The organism is Actinoplanes sp. NPDC089786 (assembly GCF_040684855.1).
Lineage (GTDB): Bacteria > Actinomycetota > Actinomycetes > Mycobacteriales > Micromonosporaceae > Actinoplanes.
Genome location: NZ_JBFBGU010000029.1, coordinates 46972 through 66807 on the forward strand (window position 1 = coordinate 46972; position 19836 = coordinate 66807).

General features: G+C 70.9%; 18 protein-coding genes and 1 pseudogene. 9 read left to right on the forward strand and 10 right to left on the reverse strand.

The genetic code is table 11. The features are described 5' to 3' along the window. Nucleotides 1-192 precede the first annotated feature (192 nt). The 5 genes from AB0O15_RS42515 (at nt 193) to AB0O15_RS42535 (ending at nt 4137) form a co-directional block, all read left to right on the forward strand. Nucleotides 193-1065 (forward strand): LLM class F420-dependent oxidoreductase, encoded by an 873-nt coding sequence (locus tag AB0O15_RS42515; protein ID WP_364331959.1) that lies wholly within the window; start codon nt 193-195, stop codon nt 1063-1065. Further along, on the forward strand, nt 1062-1715 hold the full coding sequence (locus tag AB0O15_RS42520) for an HAD family phosphatase (RefSeq protein WP_364331962.1): 654 nt from the start codon (nt 1062-1064) through the stop codon (nt 1713-1715). The genes AB0O15_RS42515 and AB0O15_RS42520 overlap by 4 nt, the downstream gene beginning before the upstream one ends. Nucleotides 1716-1782: 67 nt before the next feature. Next, nucleotides 1783-3465: a sodium:solute symporter family protein gene (locus AB0O15_RS42525; RefSeq protein WP_364331965.1), complete on the forward strand. Its 1683-nt coding sequence runs from the start codon at nt 1783-1785 to the stop codon at nt 3463-3465. 12 nt (nt 3466-3477) lie between these two features. Beyond that, nucleotides 3478-3777, forward strand: coding sequence for a hypothetical protein (locus tag AB0O15_RS42530; RefSeq protein ID WP_364331968.1), 300 nt, complete (start codon nt 3478-3480; stop codon nt 3775-3777). A 108-nt stretch (nt 3778-3885) separates the two neighbouring features. Continuing rightward, the gene (locus tag AB0O15_RS42535) at nt 3886-4137 is read left to right on the forward strand and encodes a hypothetical protein (protein ID WP_364331971.1); all 252 of its coding nucleotides are present in this window, start codon (nt 3886-3888) and stop codon (nt 4135-4137) included. A 39-nt stretch (nt 4138-4176) separates the two neighbouring features. Here the strand turns inward: AB0O15_RS42535 and AB0O15_RS42540 are convergent, their stop codons facing one another. Next, on the reverse strand, nt 4177-5301 hold the full coding sequence (locus tag AB0O15_RS42540) for a PQQ-dependent sugar dehydrogenase (protein ID WP_364331974.1): 1125 nt from the start codon (nt 5299-5301) through the stop codon (nt 4177-4179). Nucleotides 5302-5446: 145 nt separating this feature from the next. On the opposite strand from AB0O15_RS42540, the gene AB0O15_RS42545 reads away from it, so the two are divergent. The 4 genes and pseudogenes from AB0O15_RS42545 to AB0O15_RS42560 all read left to right on the forward strand — a co-directional run. After that, on the forward strand, nt 5447-8527 hold the full coding sequence (locus tag AB0O15_RS42545; RefSeq protein WP_364331976.1) for a M14 family zinc carboxypeptidase: 3081 nt from the start codon (nt 5447-5449) through the stop codon (nt 8525-8527). Between the two features lie 49 nt (nt 8528-8576). Continuing rightward, nucleotides 8577-10019 carry an alpha/beta hydrolase gene (locus AB0O15_RS42550; protein WP_364331979.1) on the forward strand — a complete coding sequence of 481 codons (1443 nt, stop codon included), beginning with the start codon at nt 8577-8579 and terminating at the stop codon, nt 10017-10019. A gap of 75 nt (nt 10020-10094) precedes the next feature. After that, nucleotides 10095-11912 carry a gamma-glutamyltransferase gene (gene ggt / locus AB0O15_RS42555; protein WP_364331982.1) on the forward strand — a complete coding sequence of 606 codons (1818 nt, stop codon included), beginning with the start codon at nt 10095-10097 and terminating at the stop codon, nt 11910-11912. A 145-nt stretch (nt 11913-12057) separates the two neighbouring features. After that, nucleotides 12058-12595: pseudogene (locus tag AB0O15_RS42560) on the forward strand (hypothetical protein); the annotation flags it as partial. A 779-nt stretch (nt 12596-13374) separates the two neighbouring features. Here AB0O15_RS42560 and AB0O15_RS42565 read toward each other — a convergent pair. From AB0O15_RS42565 to AB0O15_RS42605, 9 genes are all read right to left on the reverse strand, one after another. Continuing rightward, nucleotides 13375-13773 carry a hypothetical protein gene (locus AB0O15_RS42565; protein WP_364331985.1) on the reverse strand — a complete coding sequence of 133 codons (399 nt, stop codon included), beginning with the start codon at nt 13771-13773 and terminating at the stop codon, nt 13375-13377. 39 nt (nt 13774-13812) lie between these two features. After that, complete coding sequence (locus AB0O15_RS42570; RefSeq protein ID WP_364331987.1) at nt 13813-14181, reverse strand: Appr-1-p processing protein; 369 nt, start codon at nt 14179-14181, stop codon at nt 13813-13815. A 104-nt stretch (nt 14182-14285) separates the two neighbouring features. Next, entirely contained in the window at nt 14286-14678 is a 393-nt protein-coding gene (locus AB0O15_RS42575; RefSeq protein WP_364331990.1) for a hypothetical protein, read from the reverse strand. Between the two features lie 34 nt (nt 14679-14712). Next, complete coding sequence (locus AB0O15_RS42580) at nt 14713-14874, reverse strand: hypothetical protein (RefSeq protein ID WP_364331993.1); 162 nt, start codon at nt 14872-14874, stop codon at nt 14713-14715. Nucleotides 14875-14931: 57 nt separating this feature from the next. Continuing rightward, nucleotides 14932-15093, reverse strand: coding sequence for a selenium-binding protein SBP56-related protein (locus AB0O15_RS42585; protein ID WP_364331996.1), 162 nt, complete (start codon nt 15091-15093; stop codon nt 14932-14934). Nucleotides 15094-15107: 14 nt separating this feature from the next. After that, nucleotides 15108-17282, reverse strand: coding sequence for an ATP-binding protein (locus AB0O15_RS42590; protein WP_364331999.1), 2175 nt, complete (start codon nt 17280-17282; stop codon nt 15108-15110). 64 nt (nt 17283-17346) lie between these two features. Further along, complete coding sequence (gene trmB, locus AB0O15_RS42595) at nt 17347-18015, reverse strand: tRNA (guanosine(46)-N7)-methyltransferase TrmB (protein WP_364332001.1); 669 nt, start codon at nt 18013-18015, stop codon at nt 17347-17349. Between the two features lie 69 nt (nt 18016-18084). After that, nucleotides 18085-19062, reverse strand: coding sequence for a hypothetical protein (locus tag AB0O15_RS42600; RefSeq protein WP_364332004.1), 978 nt, complete (start codon nt 19060-19062; stop codon nt 18085-18087). Between the two features lie 113 nt (nt 19063-19175). Beyond that, entirely contained in the window at nt 19176-19823 is a 648-nt protein-coding gene (locus AB0O15_RS42605; RefSeq protein ID WP_364332007.1) for a hypothetical protein, read from the reverse strand. Between the last annotated feature and the right edge of the window lie 13 nt (nt 19824-19836).

Genomic DNA, 19836 nt, shown 5'->3' on the forward strand with positions numbered 1-19836 from the left:
GTCGGTCAACTCACCAAAACGGACGACCGTCTTCACCAACCGGCCCAAGGCTCCTAGCTGGGAATATCTAGGTTGCGGGCGGAACGTCAGCACCACTTAGAGTGATATTTGATCGGACGTGGGTGGGCAAGCCCGGGTAAAGCGGACGCCTGACGACCCCGGGGGTTCACGAAAACGGAGTAGGCTCCGGTTATGAGACTTGGCCTCCACATCTCCAACTTCACCTGGCCCGAGGGTCCCGCGCGCCTCGGTCCCGTCCTCGGCGAGATCGCCTCCGCGGCCGACGAGGCCGGCTTCGAGCGGATCAGCGTCATGGACCACCTGTGGCAGATCGCCGTCATCGGCCCGCCGGAGCACGACATGCTCGAGGCGTACACCACGCTCGGGTTCCTGGCCGGCCAGACCAAGCGCGCCAAGCTGCTCACCCTGGTCACCGGCGTCGTCTACCGTGACCCGGGACTGCTGGCCAAGGCGGTCACCACGCTCGACATCCTCTCCGGCGGCCGGGCCATGCTCGGCATCGGCGCGGCCTGGAACGAGGAGGAGTCCCGGGGTCTGGGCCTGCTCTTCCCGCCGACCGCCGAGCGGTTCGAGCGCCTCGAGGAGGCGCTGAAGATCTGCCGGCAGATGTTCGACGGCGACGAGACCGCGTTCGAGGGCAAGCACTACCGCCTCGGCCGGCTGCTCAACTCGCCCGCCCCGCTGGCCCGGCCCCGGGTGCCGATCCTGATCGGTGGCGGCGGCGAGAAGAAGACGCTCCGGCTGGTCGCGCAGTACGCCGACGCCTGCAACCTGTTCCCGGTGCCCGACATCGACCGCAAGCTCGACGTGCTCCGCCAGCACTGCGCCGACGTCGGCCGCGACTACGACGAGATCGAGAAGACCGTCCTCTACAACTGGGACCTGGGCGAGAAGGGCGAGCGGGTCGGCGAGATCATCGACGACCTGCGCCGCCTGGCCGGCCACGGGTTCACGGTCGCGCACGGTGGCCTGCGCAACGCGTGGGACACCAAGCAGTTCGAGATCTTCCAGAAGGAGATCGTCCCCGCGGCCGAGGCGTTGTGAGCGTCGAGGCGGTCGTCTTCGACCTCGACGGCGTGATCATCGACTCCGAGGAAACCTGGGAGGAGGTGCGCCGCGGTTACGTCGCGGCGCACGGCCGGGAGTTCCTCCCGGACACCCAGACCCGGATGATGGGGATGAGTACCGGGGAGTGGTCCCGCCACCTCGCCGAGGACGTCGGCGTCGGGCTGCCTCCGGAACAGGTTGCGTCCGAGGTGCTGGCGGCGATGGCCGGGCGCTACCGGGACCATCTCCCGCTGATCCCCGGGGCGGTCGACGCGGTCCGGCGGATCGCCGCGGTCTATCCGGTGGCGCTGGCCAGCTCGTCGGCCCGGGTGCTGATCGACAGCGTGATGGCCGCCTCGGGGCTCGACTCGGTCTTCCAGGTCGTGCTCTCCACCGAGGAGGTTCCCCGGGGCAAGCCCGCGCCGGACGTCTATCTGCTCGCCGCCGCCAAGCTGGGCTTCGAGCCCACGCACTGCGCGGGGATCGAGGACTCCAGCAACGGTCTGCGCGCGGTGGCGGCGGCCGGGATGAAGGTCGTGTGCGTGCCGCACGGCGTCTACCCGCCCGCCGACGACGCCCTGGCTCAGGCCGCGCTGGTGGTCCCGTCGCTGGCCGAGTTGTCGGTGGACGCCATCGCCGCGCTGTAGTTCCGCGGCGAGGTGTGAAGGATCTTCACCACGGGTAGACGCCCAGGGCGACCCCCTGGAGGTGCTTGTGTCTGGTGATGTGTTGCTCGCCGCAGAAGGTCTTCGGCTCGATCTCGACATCTTCGATTATCTGATCCTGGCGATCTATTTCGCCTTCGTGCTGGGGATCGGGTTCGCCGCGCGACGGGCGATCAAGACCAGCGCCGACTTCTTCCTCTCCGGCCGGTCGATGCCGGCCTGGGTGACCGGCCTCGCGTTCGTCAGCGCCAACCTCGGCGCCCTCGAGATCCTCGGCATGGCGGCCAACGGCGCCCAGTACGGGCTGCTGACGCTGCACTACTACTGGATCGGCGCGGTGCCGGCCATGGTGTTCCTGGGCATCGTGATGATGCCGTTCTACTACGGCTCCAAGGTGCGCAGCGTCCCGGAGTTCCTGCGGCTGCGCTTCAACCGGCCGACCCACCTGCTCAACGCGATCAGCTTCGCGCTGGCCCAGGTGCTGATCGCCGGCGTCAACCTCTACGCGCTGGCGCTGATCCTGGACGCGTTGCTGGGGTGGCCGTTGTGGCTGTCGATCGTGCTCGGGGCGGCGATCGTCCTGACGTACATCAGCATCGGGGGTCTGTCCTCGGCGATCTACAACGAGGTGCTGCAGTTCTTCGTGATCCTGGCCGGGCTGATCCCGATCACCATCATCGGTCTCAAGAAGGTCGGCGGCATCGACGGGCTGTTCGAGAAGGTGCGCAGCGGCCCGCTCGGTGAGGCGGCCCTGCACACCTGGTCGAACACCGGCAGCTCGGCCGACAACCCGCTGGGCGCCAACTGGATCGGCATCGTCTTCGGGCTCGGCTTCGTGCTGTCGTTCGGCTACTGGACGACGAACTTCGCCGAGGTGCAGCGCGCGCTGAGCGCCAAGGACATGAGCGCGGCCCGGCGTACGCCGATCATCGGCGCCTTCCCGAAGCTGCTGATCCCGGTCGTCACCGTCATCCCCGGCCTGATCGCGATCGTGACCGTCAAGGGGCTGGGCGCCGAGTCGGGCGACCTGGTCTACAACAACTCGATCCCGCTGCTGATGAACGACCTGCTGCCCAACGGCGTGCTGGGCGTGGCGGTGACCGGTCTGGTGGCCTCGTTCATGGCCGGCATGGCCGCCAACGTGTCCGGGTTCAACACCGTGTTCACGTACGACATCTGGCAGTCGTACGTGCGCAAGGACCGGTCGGACGAGTACTACCTGCGGATCGGGCGCTGGGCGACGGTCGGCGGCGTGATCATCGGGATCGGCACGGCGTTCATCGCGGCCGGCTTCAACAACATCATGAACTACATCCAGGCGCTCTTCTCCCTGTTCAACGCGCCGCTGTTCGCCACCTTCATCGTGGGCATGTTCTGGAAGCGGATGTCGGCGTGGGCCGGCTTCTGGTCGCTGCTGCTGGGCACGCTCTCGTCGCTCACGCTCTACTTGCTCTACCTCGGTGACGTGGTGCACTTCAACTCCGACCTGGAGGAGAGCTTCTACGGCGCCGGCCTGGCCTTCGGCACCGCGGTCGTGGTGGCCGTGGTGGTCACCCTGTTCACCCCGCCCCGGCCCGAGAACGAACTGCGCGGCCTGGTCTACGGGCTGGCCGGCACGGACACCTCGGGCGCGGCGGTGCTGGCCGCCGACAAGGTCTGGTGGCGCAATCCGGTGCTGCTCGGCGTGATCGCGGTCGTGCTGGCCGTCCTCCTCTACATCCCGGTCTGGTAAGGAGTCCCTGAGATGGCCGACGAGAAGATCCCTGACGAGCGGGCGAAGCGCTCCGCCGCCGCCCGGTTGTTCGACGTGCGCCGGGTGATCGGTCTGTTGTTCGTGGTCTACGGCGTGATCGTCACGCTGCTCGGCCTGTTCGACGGCGACGCCGAGATCGCCAAGGCGCAGGACATCCGCATCAACATCTGGATGGGCCTGGCCATGCTCGCGCTCGGCCTGTTCTTCCTGGGCTGGCAGCGGCTGCGCCCGACCCCGCCGCCGACCGAGGAGGAGCTGGCCGGGCAGAGCGAGCGGCCGTCCTCCCACTGAGCTCCGGTAAGCCGTTTGATGGAGGGGGCGGTGCGGCTCGGGTGCAACCGGGTTGCAGCGCCCCCGCTAATGGTCCAGTGCCGCTCCGGCCTTCCGATACTCGTGGGCATGGAACCCCTCGCCTCCGTCAGCTTCTCCACGACCGGCGGCCCCCGGACCGCCGGCTGGCAGCAGCAGCTCCGCGTCGACTTTGTCGTCAACAAGGTCATGCAGACCCACCGCGGCAAGTCCGAGGATGTGGTCAAACAGGCCATCCAGGACCAGCTCCGTTCCATCGGCGTGGTGCCGAACGGGCGGCAGGTCTCCCAGTACGCAACGGTGATCTCCCAGTTGCCGTTGCTCCCGCCGGCCAACGCCTGAGGGCCCGGTCTTCCGCGGTTCCCGGCCCTGGTCAGCCTGTCAGCTCGCCGTGGCCGGGAACCGCAGGATCCGGTCGTCGCCGTCCCGGACGTTCTCGTCCCGGTCGGTGTTCGACGTGGTCAGCCACAGGGCGCCGTCGGGTGCGACGGCGACCGTCCGCAGCCGGCCCCACTTGCCGGTGAAGTACGCCCGCGGCTCGCCCCCGCCGAGCGGCACGGTCCACAGGCGCTGCCCGCGCAGCGCGGCCACGTACATGGTGTCGCCGGCGATCGCCGCGCCCGACGGTGACGCCTCCGACGTGGGCCAGGTGACCAGCGGCTTGGTGAAGCGCGCGGGGCCGTCCTCGTCGCCCTCGACCTCGGGCCAGCCGTAGTTCTTGCCCTTCTGGATCCTGTTCACCTCGTCGAGCCGGTTCTGGCCGAACTCGGTGGCGTACATCGCGCCGTCCGCGGTCCAGGCCAGGCCCTGCACGTTGCGATGACCCGAGGTCCAGATCGGCGAGCCCGAGGCCGGGTTGCCGGGCGCCGGCTTGCCCTCCGGCGTGAGGCGGAGGATCTTGCCGTTGTTGCTGCCCTCGTCCTGCGAGCGCGGGGGCTCGGCGGCGTCCCCGGTGCCGACGTAGAGCATCCCGTCCGGCCCGAACGCGATCCGCCCGCCGTTGTGGTTGCCGGCCTTGGCCAGCCCGGCGAAGACCACCTCGGGCTTGTCGTCGCGGCCCAGCTTGAACCGGACCACCCGGTTGTCGTCGTCGGCGGTGGTGTACGCGTACACCCAGCGGGTCTGCTCGTAGTCCCGGTCCACGGCCAGGCCGAGCAGGCCGCCCTCGCCGGCCGGGTCGACATCCGGCACCCGGTACGCCTCCCGGACCTTCCCGCCCGGCGTCACCTGCACGATCGTCGCCTTGTCGCGTTGCGCGACCAGCGCGCTGCCGTCCGGCAGGAAGGCCAGCCCCCACGGCACGTCGATGCCGGTGGCGAGGGTCTCCGGCTCGGCGGCCAGGTCCGGTCGCCCGGCCGGCGTGGCGGGGGCCGAGGCCGAGGGCAGGACCGACGGCGCCGGGGGAGCCGACAAAGCGGGCGCGGGCGGCTGAGAGGAATCCTCCGAACAGGCCGTGAGCAGGGCGGCGCCGGCCAGCGCGGCAACGAGCTTCCGGGAGTGGGTCATGCCTCCAACGGTGCCACGCCACAACCGGGGACAACGCTCCGTTACAACATATTGACTGATCCAACCGTATGAATGATTGACACCGCCTCCCACCTGCATGAAGGGTCCACTCACGACCTTCCTTACCCTTCGGAGGCCATCCATCATGAGATCCAGACGCTGGCTCACCGCCGGAGCGGCTGTGGTCCTGGGCGCGGTCACGGCCGTCACCCAGGCCCCGGCCGCCACCGCGGCGCCGGCTCCTACCGCCGACACCCTCGGGGTCTACGTCGGCACCTTGGACGCGGCCCAGCTCGAGCAGCTGCGCCAGGCGGGCATCGACAGTCACGAGAGCTCGATCACGCCACCGGCCGGCGGCAAGGTCGTCGTGGAGACGATCCTCGGCGCCGGCCAGGCCAAGCAGTTGATCGCCAAGGGCGTACCCCTCAAGGCCAAGAGCGCGACCACCACGATGCGCAAGCAGGCCGCGGCCGCGCCCACCGTCTTCAAGCAGTACAACACGCCCGGCGGCATCCGTGACGAGCTCGCCGCGACCGCGGCGCGGTTCCCGCAGATCGCCAAGCTGGTCACCATCGGCACCAGCCTCAAGGGCACCCCGATCCAGGCGATCAAGCTGACCAAGGGCGCGCGCAACGTGCCGGACGGCGCCCGGCCGTCGGTGCTGTACGCCGGCGCCCAGCACGCCCGTGAGTGGATCACCCCGGAGATGAACCGGCGGCTGATGCACTACTACGTCAACGGGTACGGCAAGGACGCGGCGATCACCCAGCTGCTGAACACCACCGAGGTGTGGATCCTGCCGGTGGCGAACGTGGACGGCTACGACTTCACGTTCACCGAGGGCAACCGCCTGTGGCGCAAGAACCTGCGCGACAACAACGGCGACGGCCAGATCACCCCGGGCGACGGCGTCGACCTGAACCGGAACTTCGCCGAGAAGTGGGGCTACGACAACGAGGGCTCCGCGGACGACCCGTCGGACGAGACCTACCGCGGCACCGGCCCGAACTCCGAGCCGGAGACCAAGGCGCTCAACAGCCTGTTCCAGAAGGTCGGCTTCGAGTTCTTCGTGAACTACCACTCGGCCGCCGAGCTGCTGCTCTACGGCATCGGCTGGCAGGTCGACACGATCAGCCCGGACGACCAGATCAGCATCGCGATGGCCGGTGACGACGCGCACCCGGCGGTGCCCGGCTACGACCCGGACATCTCGGCTGAGCTGTACACCACCAACGGCGACACCGACACGCACGCGCAGGTCCGGTTCGGCACCATCGGCTTCACGCCCGAGATGACCACCTGCGCGACCGCGTCGGCGATCGACCCGGACGACCAGTGGGACCCGGCGGACTGCCAGAGCGGCTTCAACTTCCCGGACGACGAGGGCCTGATCCAGGCCGAGTTCGAGAAGAACATCCCGTTCGCGCTGTCCATCGCCCAGTCGGCCAAGGACCCGGCCAACCCGGTGTCCGCGGTCGGGCGTACCGCGCCCGACCTGGAGGCCGACCCGTTCGAGTACTCGTACGGCACCACCCAGACGGTGTCCGTGGTCGCCGAGCGGGCGCTCAAGGACAAGGTGCTGCACTACCGCATCAACAACGGCGCCGAGCGCACCGGAGCGGTCCGCCGCTGGGACGGCGGCAAGCGGTACGGCAACACCCACAACAAGTTCTACGCCGAGTTCCGCGGCCTGGTCCGCGGGCAGAAGCCGGGCGACAAGGTGACCGTCTGGTTCACCGCGACCGGCGGGCAGCCGAGCACGCCGTTCACCTACACGGTGTCCAACGACATCGGCGGTGACGTGCTGGTCCTCGCGGCCGAGGACGTCACCGGCATCTCGCCGGCCAACACCGACGGGGCCACCGCGGCCCGGTACGCCGACGAGCACGTCGCGAGCATCGAGGCGGCCGGTCTCAAGGCCGACGTCTACGACCTGGACACCCACGGGCGGAAGGCGCCGCACCCGCTCGGTGTGCTGTCCCACTACAAGGCCGTCGTCTGGGAGACCGGCGACGACATCATCCCGCGGGCGCCGGGCCAGGGTGGCGGCACCGCCTCCCGCAACGCCTGGCAGACCGAGCTGGCCGTCCGGGACTACGTCAACGAGGGCGGCAAGCTGATCTACGGCGGCAAGTACGCGGGCTACGCCAACGCCGCCAACGGCTCGTACGACTACGACCCGAACCCCGGCCCGGAGTGCCCGGTCGACAACGGCGCGACCTGTCTGCCGCTGTTCAACGACTTCCAGCAGTACTGGCTGGGGGCCTACTCGTACGTGGACAACGGCGGGGCCGGTCCGGACGGGCCGCGGCCGCTGGCCGGCAACGCCGGGAAGTTCGACGGGTTCGCCGCCGAGCTGAACGCGCCCGGGTCGGCGGGCAACCAGGACCACACCGGTTCGTTCCTGACCACGTCCAGCGTGCTGCCGGTCACGCAGTTCCCGCAGTTCGCCAGCCAGGGGCCGGTCGACTGGGACCTGGGCCGGAACCCGTACGAGCCGTACGACGGCGGCTGGTACCTCTGGAGCGGGCAGGCCGACGCCAGCTACAAGCGGCTGACCCGCACCGTGGATCTGAGCGCGGCCACCTCCGGCGCGCTGAAGTTCAACGTGTCGCACGACACCGAGGCGAGCTGGGACTACATGTTCGTCGAGGCGCACACGGTCGGCGCGGACGACTGGACCACGTTGCCCGAGACCGGCGGCCACACCCAGACCGGCACCGGCGACAGCTGCGAGTCGGGCATCCAGGAGCTGCACCCGTTCCTGACGCACTACCAGGGCGCGGACTGCTCGGCGACCGGCACCACGGGCACCTGGAACGCGGTCAGCGGCAACAGCGGCGGCTGGCAGGACTACGGCTTCGACCTGTCCGCGTACGCGGGCAAGCAGGTCGAGGTGTCGATCAGCTACATGTCCGACTGGGGCACCCAGGGTCTGGGCGTCTTCCTGGACAACGTGCGGGTCGAGACGAACGGCGCCGTCACCGCGCAGACGTCGTTCGAGACCGACCTGGGTGGCTGGGCGATCACCGGGCCGCCGGCCGGCTCCGGCCCGAACGCCAACAGCTGGAGCCGCAGTCAGAACGCGTTCGGTGACAACTTCGACCAGGGCGCCGTCACCACCACCAAGGACTCGGTCTTCCTCGGCTTCGGCCTGGAGGGCCTGTCCACGGCGAAACGCACCGACTTCCTCAAGCGGTCGTTCCGCCACCTCGGGGTGAAGTAGCCCCGATTACCACCGATCCCGCACGGGATCATGACGCAGGATGGGCCGGGTGCGAACCACCCGGCCCATTCTCGTGGCTCTGCTCGTTCCCCTTATCGTGCTGCTCCCGGCCCCCGCCTCGGCCGCCCGGGGCCTGGTCTGGGCCGCGTGCGAGGACGACCCCACGGCCCAGTGCGCGACCCTTCGGGTGCCGATCAAACCCGGTGACGGGTACGGACGGAAGGTGCCGATCGCCATCGCCCGGCGGGTCGCCACCCAGCCCGCCCGGCGCATCGGCGTCCTGGTCGTCAACCCGGGCGGCCCCGGCGGCAGCGGCGTCGACATGGTGCTCGGGGCGGAGAAGTTCTTCAGCGCCGAGGTGCGCGCACGGTTCGACATCGTCGGCTTCGACCCGCGCGGGGTCGGGCGCAGCAACCCGGTGGTGTGTGCCCGGTCCCTGCTCGACGCCGAGCCGTCGCCGCTGGTGGCCGGGAAGTCGGCGTACCGGAAGCTCCGGATCTTTCATCGCCGGCTGACCGAGGACTGCGCGCGGCGCACCGGCCCGCTCTTCAGGCACGCCGACACGATCAGCGTCGCGCGGGACATGGATCGGCTGCGGCGGGCGCTGGGCGAGGAGCAGATCACCTTCTACGGCGCGTCGTACGGGACGTTGCTGGGTGCGCAGTACGCGTCGATCCACCCACGCCGGGCGCGGGCGGTGGTGCTGGACAGCGTGATGGACCACAGTGTCAGCGCGCGCGAGTTCCTGGCCGAGGGCACGGCCGCCGTCGAGGACGCGTTCGACGAGTTCGTCAGCTGGTGCGCGCGGTCGGACGACTGCATTCTGCGAGGTCGGAATGTGCGCGCGTTGTGGGCGACGGTGCTCGCCCGAGCCGCCGCCGGGACGCTCATCGACCCGTACCGCCCGGGCTTCCGGCCGAACGAGTTCGACGTGCTCGACGTGGCGTTCGGCTCGTTCTACGACCCGCAGTTCGCCTCCCTGGCCACCTACATCCACGACGTGCTGGCCGACGCGCCCGCCACCCGCTCCCGCGCGCCCGCGACCGAGGAGAACAGCTTCCCGGCGATCTTCTGCGCCGACTTCTCCTTCCCCTCGGTGGGCTACGACTCCTACGCACGGCGGCTGCGTTCGCTGCGGGCGACGGCGCCGTCGATGCGGGTGTCCTCGCTGGCCCTGTCGTCGGCGGTGGCCTGCCTCGGGCCCACCGGGCCGGTCGCGAACCCGCAGCGGCGGTTCCGGCGCACGTCGGTGCCCACCCTGGTCGTCGGCTCGAAACACGATCCGGCCACGCCGTACGTGTGGGCCACCCGGGTCGCCGACCAGCTCGGTCCCTCGGCCACCCTGGCCACGTACGACGGCTGGGGGCACGTGTCGTACGGGCGTACACCCTGCATCACCGATCTGATGGACCGGTTCCTGGTCGCGCTCGCGCGGCCGGCGCCCGGCGCGACCTGCCCGGGCGTGATCCCGCCCGCCTTCGGGGTCGGCTGAGTTGTGCAACCGGCTGATCACGGGTAGGCAGGAACCCTGACCCTCATCGATATTCTTCCTCCGGCGGAGGCAACAATGCGGTTGCGAGCGGTTCTGTCCCTGGTCGCGCTGGGCGTGGTGCTGGTTCCGGCCGCACCCGCCGCGGCGGCCTCCGATGCTTTGGGTCCCACAGCCCGCGGGCACGGCGGCACCGCTTTTGGGCCCACAGCCCGCGGGTACGGCGGCGCCGTCGCGACGGTCGACAAGGTGGCCACCGCGGTGGGCATCGACGTGTTGCGCAAGGGCGGCAACGCGGTCGACGCCGCGATCGCCGCGGCGGCCACGCTCGGCGTCACCGAACCCTTCTCGGCCGGCATCGGCGGTGGCGGGTTCTTCGTCTACTACAACGCGCGCAGCGGTCGCGTGCAGACGATCGACGGCCGCGAGTCCGGTCCGGCGTCGATGACCAAGGACTGGTTCATCGACCCGGCCGACGGCAAGCCCTACGACTTCAACGAGGGCCGGGTCAGCGGCCTGTCCGTAGGCACCCCCGGCACGCTCGCGACCTGGGAGTCGGCCGCCCGCAAGTGGGGCACGAAGCCGCTCAGCCAGCTGCTCCAGCCCGGCGCGCGGGTCGCCGAGAACGGGTTCCCGGTCGACGCCACGTTCCGCCAGCAGGTGACCGACAACCAGGCGATCTTCGGGCAGTTCGATTCGTCCCGCGACCTCTACCTGCCCGGCGGCCAGCCGCCCGCGGTCGGCTCGACCCAGAAGAACCCCGACCTCGCGGCCACCTACCGGCTGATCGCGCGCAAGGGCACCGACGTCCTCTACAAGGGCGCGGTCGGGCGGGACATCGTCCGCACCGTGCAGCACCCGCCGGTCTCGGCCACTCCCATCGGCGAGTGGGCGTACCCGATCCGGGGCGCCGACCTCCGGATGTCCGACCTCGCCAACTACCGGCTTCGCTACCCCGCGCCGACCCGGTCGGACTACCGGGGCCTGACCGTGTACGGCATGACCGCCCCGTCCAGCGGCGGCGTGGCCGTCGGCGAGGCGCTGAACATCCTGGAGCGCACCGACCTGTCGGCGGCGTCCCGCACCCAGGCCCTCCACCAGTACCTCGAGGCGAGCGCCCTGTCCTTCGCGGACCGCAACCGCTACGTCGGCGACCACACCGCACAGTGGAAGCTCGACCGGCTCATCTCGGACGGGTGGGCGCGCCAGCGGGCCTGCCAGATCGACCCGGCGCACGCACTCACCAAGCCGGTCCCGCCCGGCGACCTGACCGCGACCGGCTGCACGCCGGCGCCGGTCGGTGGCCAGGTCGAAGAGGGTCAGAGCACGACCAACCTCACCGTGTCCGACAAGTGGGGCAACATCGTCGAGTACACGTTCACCATCGAGGCGACCGGCGGCAGCGGCATGGTCGTGCCCGGCCGCGGGTTCATCCTCAACAACGAGCTGACCGACTTCAACTTCGCCGGTACGCAGGGCGACGCGCCCGACCCCAACCTGCCCGGCCCGAACAAGCGCCCGCGCAGCTCGATGTCCCCGACCATCGTCCTCCAGGACGGTAAGCCGTACCTGGCCCTCGGCTCACCCGGCGGCGCGACCATCATCACCACGGTCCTGCAACTCCTGGTCAACCGCATCGACCTGGGCATGACCCTCCCCGAGGCCATGGCGGCCCCCCGGGCGTCCCAGCGCAACTCCGCGGGCATCCAGGCCGAGCCGGCGTTCCACACGCAGTACGGTCCCGGGCTCGAGGCCCTCGGCCACACCTTCGGCCCCGACGTGCCCGAACTGGGCGCGGCCACCGCGATCGAGTTCGGCCGCAACGGCCGGGTCATCGCGGCGGCCGAACCATCCCGGCGAGGCAGCGGCGCCGCGGCGGTCGAGTTCTCGCGCTAGTTCTTTCTCCACGGGAGACCGGCGTTGCCGCCGGTCTCCCGCCGGGCCAGATGGTCCTGTGCCAGTTCACCGGGTAGCTCTCGCCGTGCCGGACATCGCGACACTTCGCCGGCGCTCTCAGGCGCCGGCGACGCTCGACGCGCTCATGAGCCCGGACTGGGAATCGCGGTACTTCTCCTTCGACTCCCGATGGGGGCCGGAGGAGGAGATGGCCTCGATGAGAAACGGTTCCGGCGACGCCTGCTCGGTCGTGTTCGCCAGCTGGAGCCGTCATCCGGGGGTTCGACCATGAATCGGTGATGAGCCCCCACCGCAGTGGGCAGACGTGGCCAGGGTTGGTCGCCACCGTCCCGGCCGTGTTCCACGGCAGCCGCCTTCAGCCACCAGGACGGCGTCTTGGAGGCCACGGTTTGCCTGTGCGCCAGCACGACGACGACCGCTGGCATACGGGCGATATCGAGCTGCCCGACGGCGATGATCCGGACGGTGCCGACCGGCTGTTCGAGCCCTGCTCGACGGAACCGGCATCGCCTACCAGCGCATCGCGGAGGACTACTACGAGACCCCGGTCCCCCCGGGACGCCGTCGCCGAGATCTTCGTCCTCGGTGCACTCACCGACGAGCTGGTGCAACGCCTGAACCCGGACGCCAGGGTCGCCGACCTGGCCGAGATCGGCTGTCCACCGGCACGCGAATGGGCGCCGTACTGCACGACGGCGGCGATTCGCGTCTCCTGGGTCCCGCAAGCACGACCACAGAAACGAGCACCGCGCGGAACCGCCTCTACCGTCACTGCTATCTGTTCTGTCGCCGGCCTCGCCACATCGAGGCGGCCGCGATCCGGGCTCGCGAGATCGGCGGCGGTGTGCTGATCCGGTGACCGACGCCACCTGTGGACAGGCAACAACCCGTTCAAGTTCGCCCGCTACGTTCTGACCCACCCAGTGCCGGGGCGGGGGTGGCGGCGGTGGCCGCGCCGCCAAGATCGTTTTGCTGCCGCCCGATGGGCGCGCGCGGCTTCGAACTCGCCTGGCGGGCCGGGCTGGTGGTGGGGCGTGGCGGTTTCCGGGTCGGGATTTGCGGGCTGGGCTGCCACTCGGGTGGATGGTGGTAGGGCGTGGCGGTATTCGGGTGTGGAATTGCGGGCTGGGCTGCCACTCGGGTGGATGGTGGTAGGGCGTGGCGGTATTCGGGTGTGGAATTGCGGGCTGAGCTACCACTCGGGTGGATGGTGGTAGGACGGAGCGGCTCCCCGCTGGGGATGGTCATCGTCAGGCTCGGCGAGGTGGCGGCACAGGGCGGCCGGCAGTGGCGGCGGTGAGTGGTCAGGTTATGAAGCTCGGGCACCGTGAATTCCCTTGGCGGCAGCGACGGTGAGTGGGGAGGCTGGCGCCTGGCGCACCCCACCCCGGTCCATGTTCCGAGCGCAAGCCACCCTGGTAGTGCGCGATCGAGGAGGGGCTCAAGCGGCCGCGGCGTAGAAGGTCAGGACCGCGGCGGCGGTCAGCAGGCCGACGGCCAGGTGTGGCCACGGCGGGGCTAGTCGGGGCAGGGGAGTCGGCGCGAGCAGCAGCGGGAGGGCCGACGGCCACAGGAGGTAGAGGCCGGCGGCGGCCAGGAAGAAGCCGAGGATCAGCACCAGGACGGCGGTCACGACGCAGGCGATCGTGAAGGCGGCCGGCTCGCGGAAGACGAGCGGGTTGGCGATGGCCGCGGCGAAGAGGGTGAAGACGACCAGGAAACCCCAGGCGTCGGACTCGTCGACGAACGACACGAGGCCCGCGAACAGCACGTAACCCGCCGCCACGCCGACCATGGCGCGCTGGAGGTTCCCGGTAGAAAGTTGAACACGTTCAACCATGGCTGGATCGTAGCGCGGTCCAGCAAGGAGCAGCAGGGGTCAGTCGAAGTCGTAGACCGTGACCGGGATGTCGCGCTGGCACAGGGCGGCCACGATCAGCGGCTCGACGCGGTCCCAGCGGCCGCCGGACAGGCCACAGCCGACCCGCGGCAGGTGCACCGACGCGCCGAGCCGGGCGGCCTCGGCGGCCACCGTGTGCAGGCACTTCTCGATCGCGTCGTAGCGGACCGGTGGCCCGGCGCTGCCCGCCTTCAGGCCGTGCTGACCGACCATGTTGGCCACCCAGACGTCCGGCTGGACCTGGATCACCTGGGTGGCGCCCAGCCCGAAGTCGTTGCGGCTGCGGTCGTGGTGCCACCGGCGGAAGGCGCGCTCGGGCTCCGGCCACCGGCGCGAGACGGCCAGCACAAAGCCCTTGCCTCAGCCGCCGGCGTCGTTGCTGACGTGGGCGATGATCTTCGGGCCCTTGGCCTGCGGGCTGGTCGCGTCGCCCTTGATGATCCGCAGCGGTGTCACCCGGCCACGCTGTCACGGCGGTGGGCGAGCACGCGACTGCTTAACAGCTCATACTCGGCGCGGCAGCGGCGGACCGGGGCGCCGGGATCGCGCTGCTGCACCGCACCGCCGGTGACCACCTCGTCGGGGCGGAACTGGCCGGCCGTCAGGTCGACCTCGCGGCCGCCGGGGAGGCGGTTCCAATAGTGGTAGCCGGTCCGGACGCCGCCGGCGTACACCTCGCCGAGGATCAGGTCGCCGCCGAGCAGATCCTGGATCACCAGGGCGGTGACCCCGCACTGGCCGCGGGCCGGGTTGCCGGGGTGCCAGTCGGGCCGGTCGTGCGGGTCGCAGGTGTCGGCGCCCCAGGCGGCGCGCAGGATCGGCCGCAACGAGTCGATGTCATGCATGCGGCCCACCGTGGACCCTCGAGTAAGAAGAGGGTCAAACGGCCAGGGCGATGGTCAGGGCGCCGGCCGCCACGAGCACCGCGGCCCACAGACGGTCCACGTTGAACCAGGCGCGGCGCAGGATGCCGACGCCGACGAACTCGTACACGATGAGCGCGCACAGGCCCTGCACCACGATAATCGCGACCGTGTGCACGCCGGTCGTCCTTGGTGTCCAGCAGGTAGATCCGCGACGACCGCAGGCCGGGCACGATCAGGTAACGGCGCTCGACATGCGGATGGGGGCGGTCGGGCAGAGCGCGCTGCTGCACGCGTTCCACCCGAAGTGGTGCAACTCGTCGCCGGCGTGCGGCAGGTCGGTCCAGCCGACCACCCGGCCGTAGGTGGATCCGGTGTCCACCTGGTCATAGCCCATCCTTGCCCCGACGGTCACCGTGCGTCGAGAGGCAATCTCACTCGTACGGTGGTCCCGGGCCCCTCGTGGTCGGCCAGCTCGATCGTCCCGTGGTGCCGCTTGACCACCGCCCGGCTCAGCGCGAGCCCCAGTCCCGTACCCGGAATCGCCTTGTCCCGCACCATGCTGGCGCGATGGAGCCGGGTGAACAGCCGCTCCCGCTCCTCCGGCGCGATCCCGATCCCGGTGTCCGACACCGACAGCTCCGCCGCCCGCCCCACCGGCTTGAGCCGCACCGTGATCCGGCCCCCGTCCGGGCTGTACTTCACCGCGTTGCCCAGCAGGTTGTCCACGATCTGCTTGAGCCGCCGCCGGTCGCCGGGCAGCACCAGCTCGTCCGGGAGCTCGGCGTTCAGCGACAGCGGCGAGCCGTCGATCACCTCGCGGGTCCGCTCGACCGACTCGCGCACCACGTCGGCCAGGTCGACCGGCGCCATCGTCATGGCCGCGTGCCCGGTGTCCAGCGCCGACAGTTCCAGCAGCTCGTCGATGATGCGCCGGAGCCGGGTGGTGTTCCGGTCGACCACGTCGAGCAGGGCCGGCCCGTCCGCCGCCAGCGCCGACGGATCGATCTCGCGGAGGATCTCGGTGTACGCGCTGATCGAGGTGAGCGGCGTGCGCAGCTCGTGGCCGATCAGCGCCAGGTACTCGTTCTTGCTCCGGGTCAGCTGGCGCTGCAGATCTTCGACGAGCTGCCGGTCGACGAACTGGGCGACCATCGCGGTGACGCCCGACAGCAGGGCCAGCACCTCGTCCTCCGGGTCCTCGATGCTCTCCGCGAAGACGGTGAGAACACCCAAGGGCTCCAATCCGTGGCGTACGGGCAGAGCGAGCGCCGTGTGCAGGTCGGAGGCGGCGGCGGTCTCGGGCGAGATCAGGCTCTGCGGCCGGTTGACGTCGCGGATCCAGAGCGGCTTGCCGACCTGCCACACGCGGCCGGCCAGCCCCCGGCCGTAGGGAAGCTCGGCCGGCACGTCGATGTCGGCGGTCCAGCCCGGCCGGCTCCAGCACGCCGCCGGCTGGATCATCCCGGCCGCGTCGTCGACCAGCCACAGCTCGGCGTGGGCCCAGTCGAGCGTGCTGACCACCGCTTCCAGCACCCGCGGTCCGGCCGCCTCGATCGTGGGCGCGTCGGCCAGCGCCATGGTCACGGCCAGCTCGCACGTCCGGAACCGTTCGACCCGCCGCCGGCGGGTGGCGTCCTGCACCGCCTGCACGGCTCCGGTCGGCCGCCCGTCGGCCCCGATGATCGGCCGGGCGTCGACCAGGTAGCGGCGGGTCCGGCGCCCCTTGCGGCGCAGCACCAGCTCGTGGTCGCGCAGCTGTTCCCCGCGCAGCGCCCGGAACAGGCTGATGCCGTCGCAGGAGACCGGCTTGCCGTCGGCATCGGTCAGACCGTCCGGGGCGCCGTCCGGCGCGGCCTCGCCCCACATCTCCCGCATCCGGGCGTTGACCAGCACGATCCGGCCGTCCGCGTCGCAGGCGGTGACGCCGTCGTGCAGCGAGTCGAGCACCCCGTCCAGGAAGCGCCGCTGCCGGTCCACCTCCCAGCGCGCCCGCCGTTCGGCGATGAGTAGCGTGCTGACCTGCGCGGCGGTGGAGACCGCGGCGATCTGCTCGGGCGTCCAGCGGCGCGGGGCGGTGTCGTAGGCGCAGCAGATCCCGGTGATGGCGCCTTCGTCGTCGCGTACGGGATGACCGAGGAACGCCCCATGGGTGTCCCGTATCCGCAGCCGGGAGCCGTCCGGTATCCGCGGATCGGCGGCGATGTCCTCGATGACGAGCGGCTGCCCGGTGCCGACGATCGGCTCGCCCAGGCTCCCGGCCAGCGGTGCTTCGGCCGCGTCGGCCCGCGTTCCGGGCAGCCCGTGGGCGCCGGACAGGACGAGCCGCTCGCCCGCCTCGTCGAGGAAGTAGATCAGTCCGGTGGGCGCCCGGGCCGCCCGCGCCACCAGCTCGGCGATCTGGTCGGCGGCCCCACCGGTCAGCATGCCGCCTTCGCTCCGGCCCGGTCCCGCGGCCCCGGAGATGTCCAGCACCAGGCCGTCGGCGGCGCCGTCCACCGGCTTGCCGTCGTTCTCCGGCGTGGCCGACGGCCCTGCCGTACCCGGGTCCCGCCCTTCGAGCCGGGCTGGGTCATCTCGCCGCATGGACCGACCTCCACTATCAGACTAGGGCGGAGAAATCGGCGAATCTTGCTGTCCGGCAAATAGGTCAGGTGCGCCGGTACACCAGGTCGGCGATGGGCCGCCCGGCCAGCACCCCACGCCGCTCGAACTTGGTCTCCGGGCGCCCGTTCCCGGCTCCGACCGGCGCCAGTTCCTCGTCCCCGTCCAGCGTGGCCGCCATGGCCTCGGCGTACTCCGGCCAGTCGGTGGCGCAGTGGATCACCCCGCCCACCCGCAACAGCCGCCGCAGCAGCACCACGTTGCGGGGCTGGATCAACCGCCGCTTGTGATGCCGGGCCTTGGGCCACGGGTCCGGGAAGAACACGTGGATCGCGTCGAGCCCGCCGGCCGGGATCCGATGGGCCAGCTCCATGGCATCCCCGTGAGCCACGCGTACGTTGCCGAGCCCGAGCTCCCCGATCAGGGCGAGCAGATTTCCGATGCCGGGCGTGTGCACCTCGACGGCCAGATAGTCGCGTCCCGGATCCCCGGCCGCCATGGCCGCCGTGGCGTCACCCATCCCGAACCCGATCTCGAGCACCCGGGGCGCCACCCGCCCGAAGAGCCCATCGAGATCGAGCGGCCTCCGGTCACCGTCGACCACCGTCAGCCCGAAGGCCGGCCACATCTCGGCCAGCGCGTCCGCGTGCCGCCCACTCATCCGGCCCCGCCGCGGATGAAACGTCCGCACGGCCCGCTCACCAGCATCATTCATCGCGCCGCCCAGAATACGAGGCGCCCCTCCGCACCGGGGTGCGGAGGGGCTCTGGCCGGACGGGGAGCGTCAGTGGATCGGCTGGACGCTGGGCTGGGAGCCGGCGTGGAAGGGGGTGCGGGCGGTGCCGGACAGGCCGACCACCATCACGTACGAGCCGCCGTTGTACTGGCCGGTGGCCACGCCGCGGGTGGCGTCGACGTAGGCCAGCTCGCGGTCGAGGGTGGCGCCGACGGTGCGCTTGGCACCGGAGATGGCGTCCCACTCGACCAGGTGCACCGGGCGGTTCTCGGCGGCGGTCTCGCCCTCCTGGTAGGCGGTCCAGGCCAGCTTGGCACCATCGGCCCGCCAGCTCGGGACCACCGCGAAGCCGGAGTTCTGCACGCCGCCGCCGCCGTAGGCGGCGACCGTCCGCTCGCCGCCGGCGGCCACCGTGCCGACGGTCAGGCAGGCGTCGTAGGTCGACTCGCAGTTGCCGCCGCGGAAGGCGATCTTGGTGCCGTCGGGCGACCAGGCGACCGCGTCGTCGGTGCGCAGGCGGTCGTTGAGGCCGGCCGGGGCGGCGGTGGCCGGGGACGGCGACGCGGGCAGCGCCTCGCCGCGGCAGTCGCTGGGGAAGAGCACCTGGGGCTGGGCGTTGGTGGCGGTAGTGGAGATGCGGTAGACGCCGGGGCCGCCCGAGCAGGACAGCGAGGCGAAGGCGATCGACTTGCCGTCGGGGGCCCAGGACGGGCCGGAGGCGGCGCGGGTGGTGAGCCGGCGCTTGGCGCTGCCGTCGGCCTTCATCGTCCAGAGCTGACCGCCCTTCAGGTAGGCGAGCTGCGTGCCGTCGGGCGACCAGCGCGGGCGGTTGTAGCCGCCGTCGGTGGTCAGCCGGGTCTCGGTGGCGCCCTTGCTCACATACACATCCCCGGTGCGGACGTAGGCGACCAGGCTGGGCAGCGTCGGCGTGGCGGCCGAGGCGGCGGCCGGCGCGAAGAGCGCACCCGCCGCCATCCCGAACACCGCAAGAGCCGTGGTACCCGTGATCTTGATGACTGCCTTCATGCCTGACGCCCCCCGACGTTGTCCCCCGCTTACACCGGAGACATCGTCGCAACCGCGCTGCACCTAAGCGGTTCCCACGCCGAAACCTGGAAAATTTGGGCCGATCGGACTGGCTAGGCTGCCCACATGGCGGTGAAGGCCGCCGCTTCGCCCGCGAGCCAGCGCTCCACATCGGCCGGCTTTCCACCCGGGTCGAGGACGTGGCTGACGCCGCGCCGCAGGTCGACGAGCACCGGCGAGGCGTTCGGCAGGATCTGGTCCATGTGGCGGGCCATCAGGTGAAGCGTGGCCGTGATCGCCTCGGCGCTGGGCGGATCTTCGTCGAAGTGCAGGCGGACCGCCTCGCGCCGGCCGTCGGCGTACCGCAGCCCGAAGTGGGGGTTGATCTTCACGGCCAGCGGACCGACCGAGGCCAGCGCCTCGCGGGTCTGCGCCAGGCTCACCTGCTCGGGGTCGCCGAGCGAGGCCAGGTAGTGGGCCGCGCCCGCGCTGACCGCCTCGTAGAGTGGCTTCCACCTCGGCTTCACGAGGTTGGGCACCTCGGCGAGATAGCTCCCACCCGTACGGAAAGCGATGTCGGCCTTGAGCGCCTTGACCAGCTGGCCGTGCGGGTTGAAGCCGGACCGGCGCTCGCGCTGGCGCCGCAGGCCACCGACGAAGGTGGCCTTGGCCGGACCGGTGCGAGCGACATATCTGGTGAATCCGAGCATCGTGGCGTACGGCGGGACCGGGGCAGCCGGAAGGGTGACAGGCGACGTCATGGGTGATCTTCCC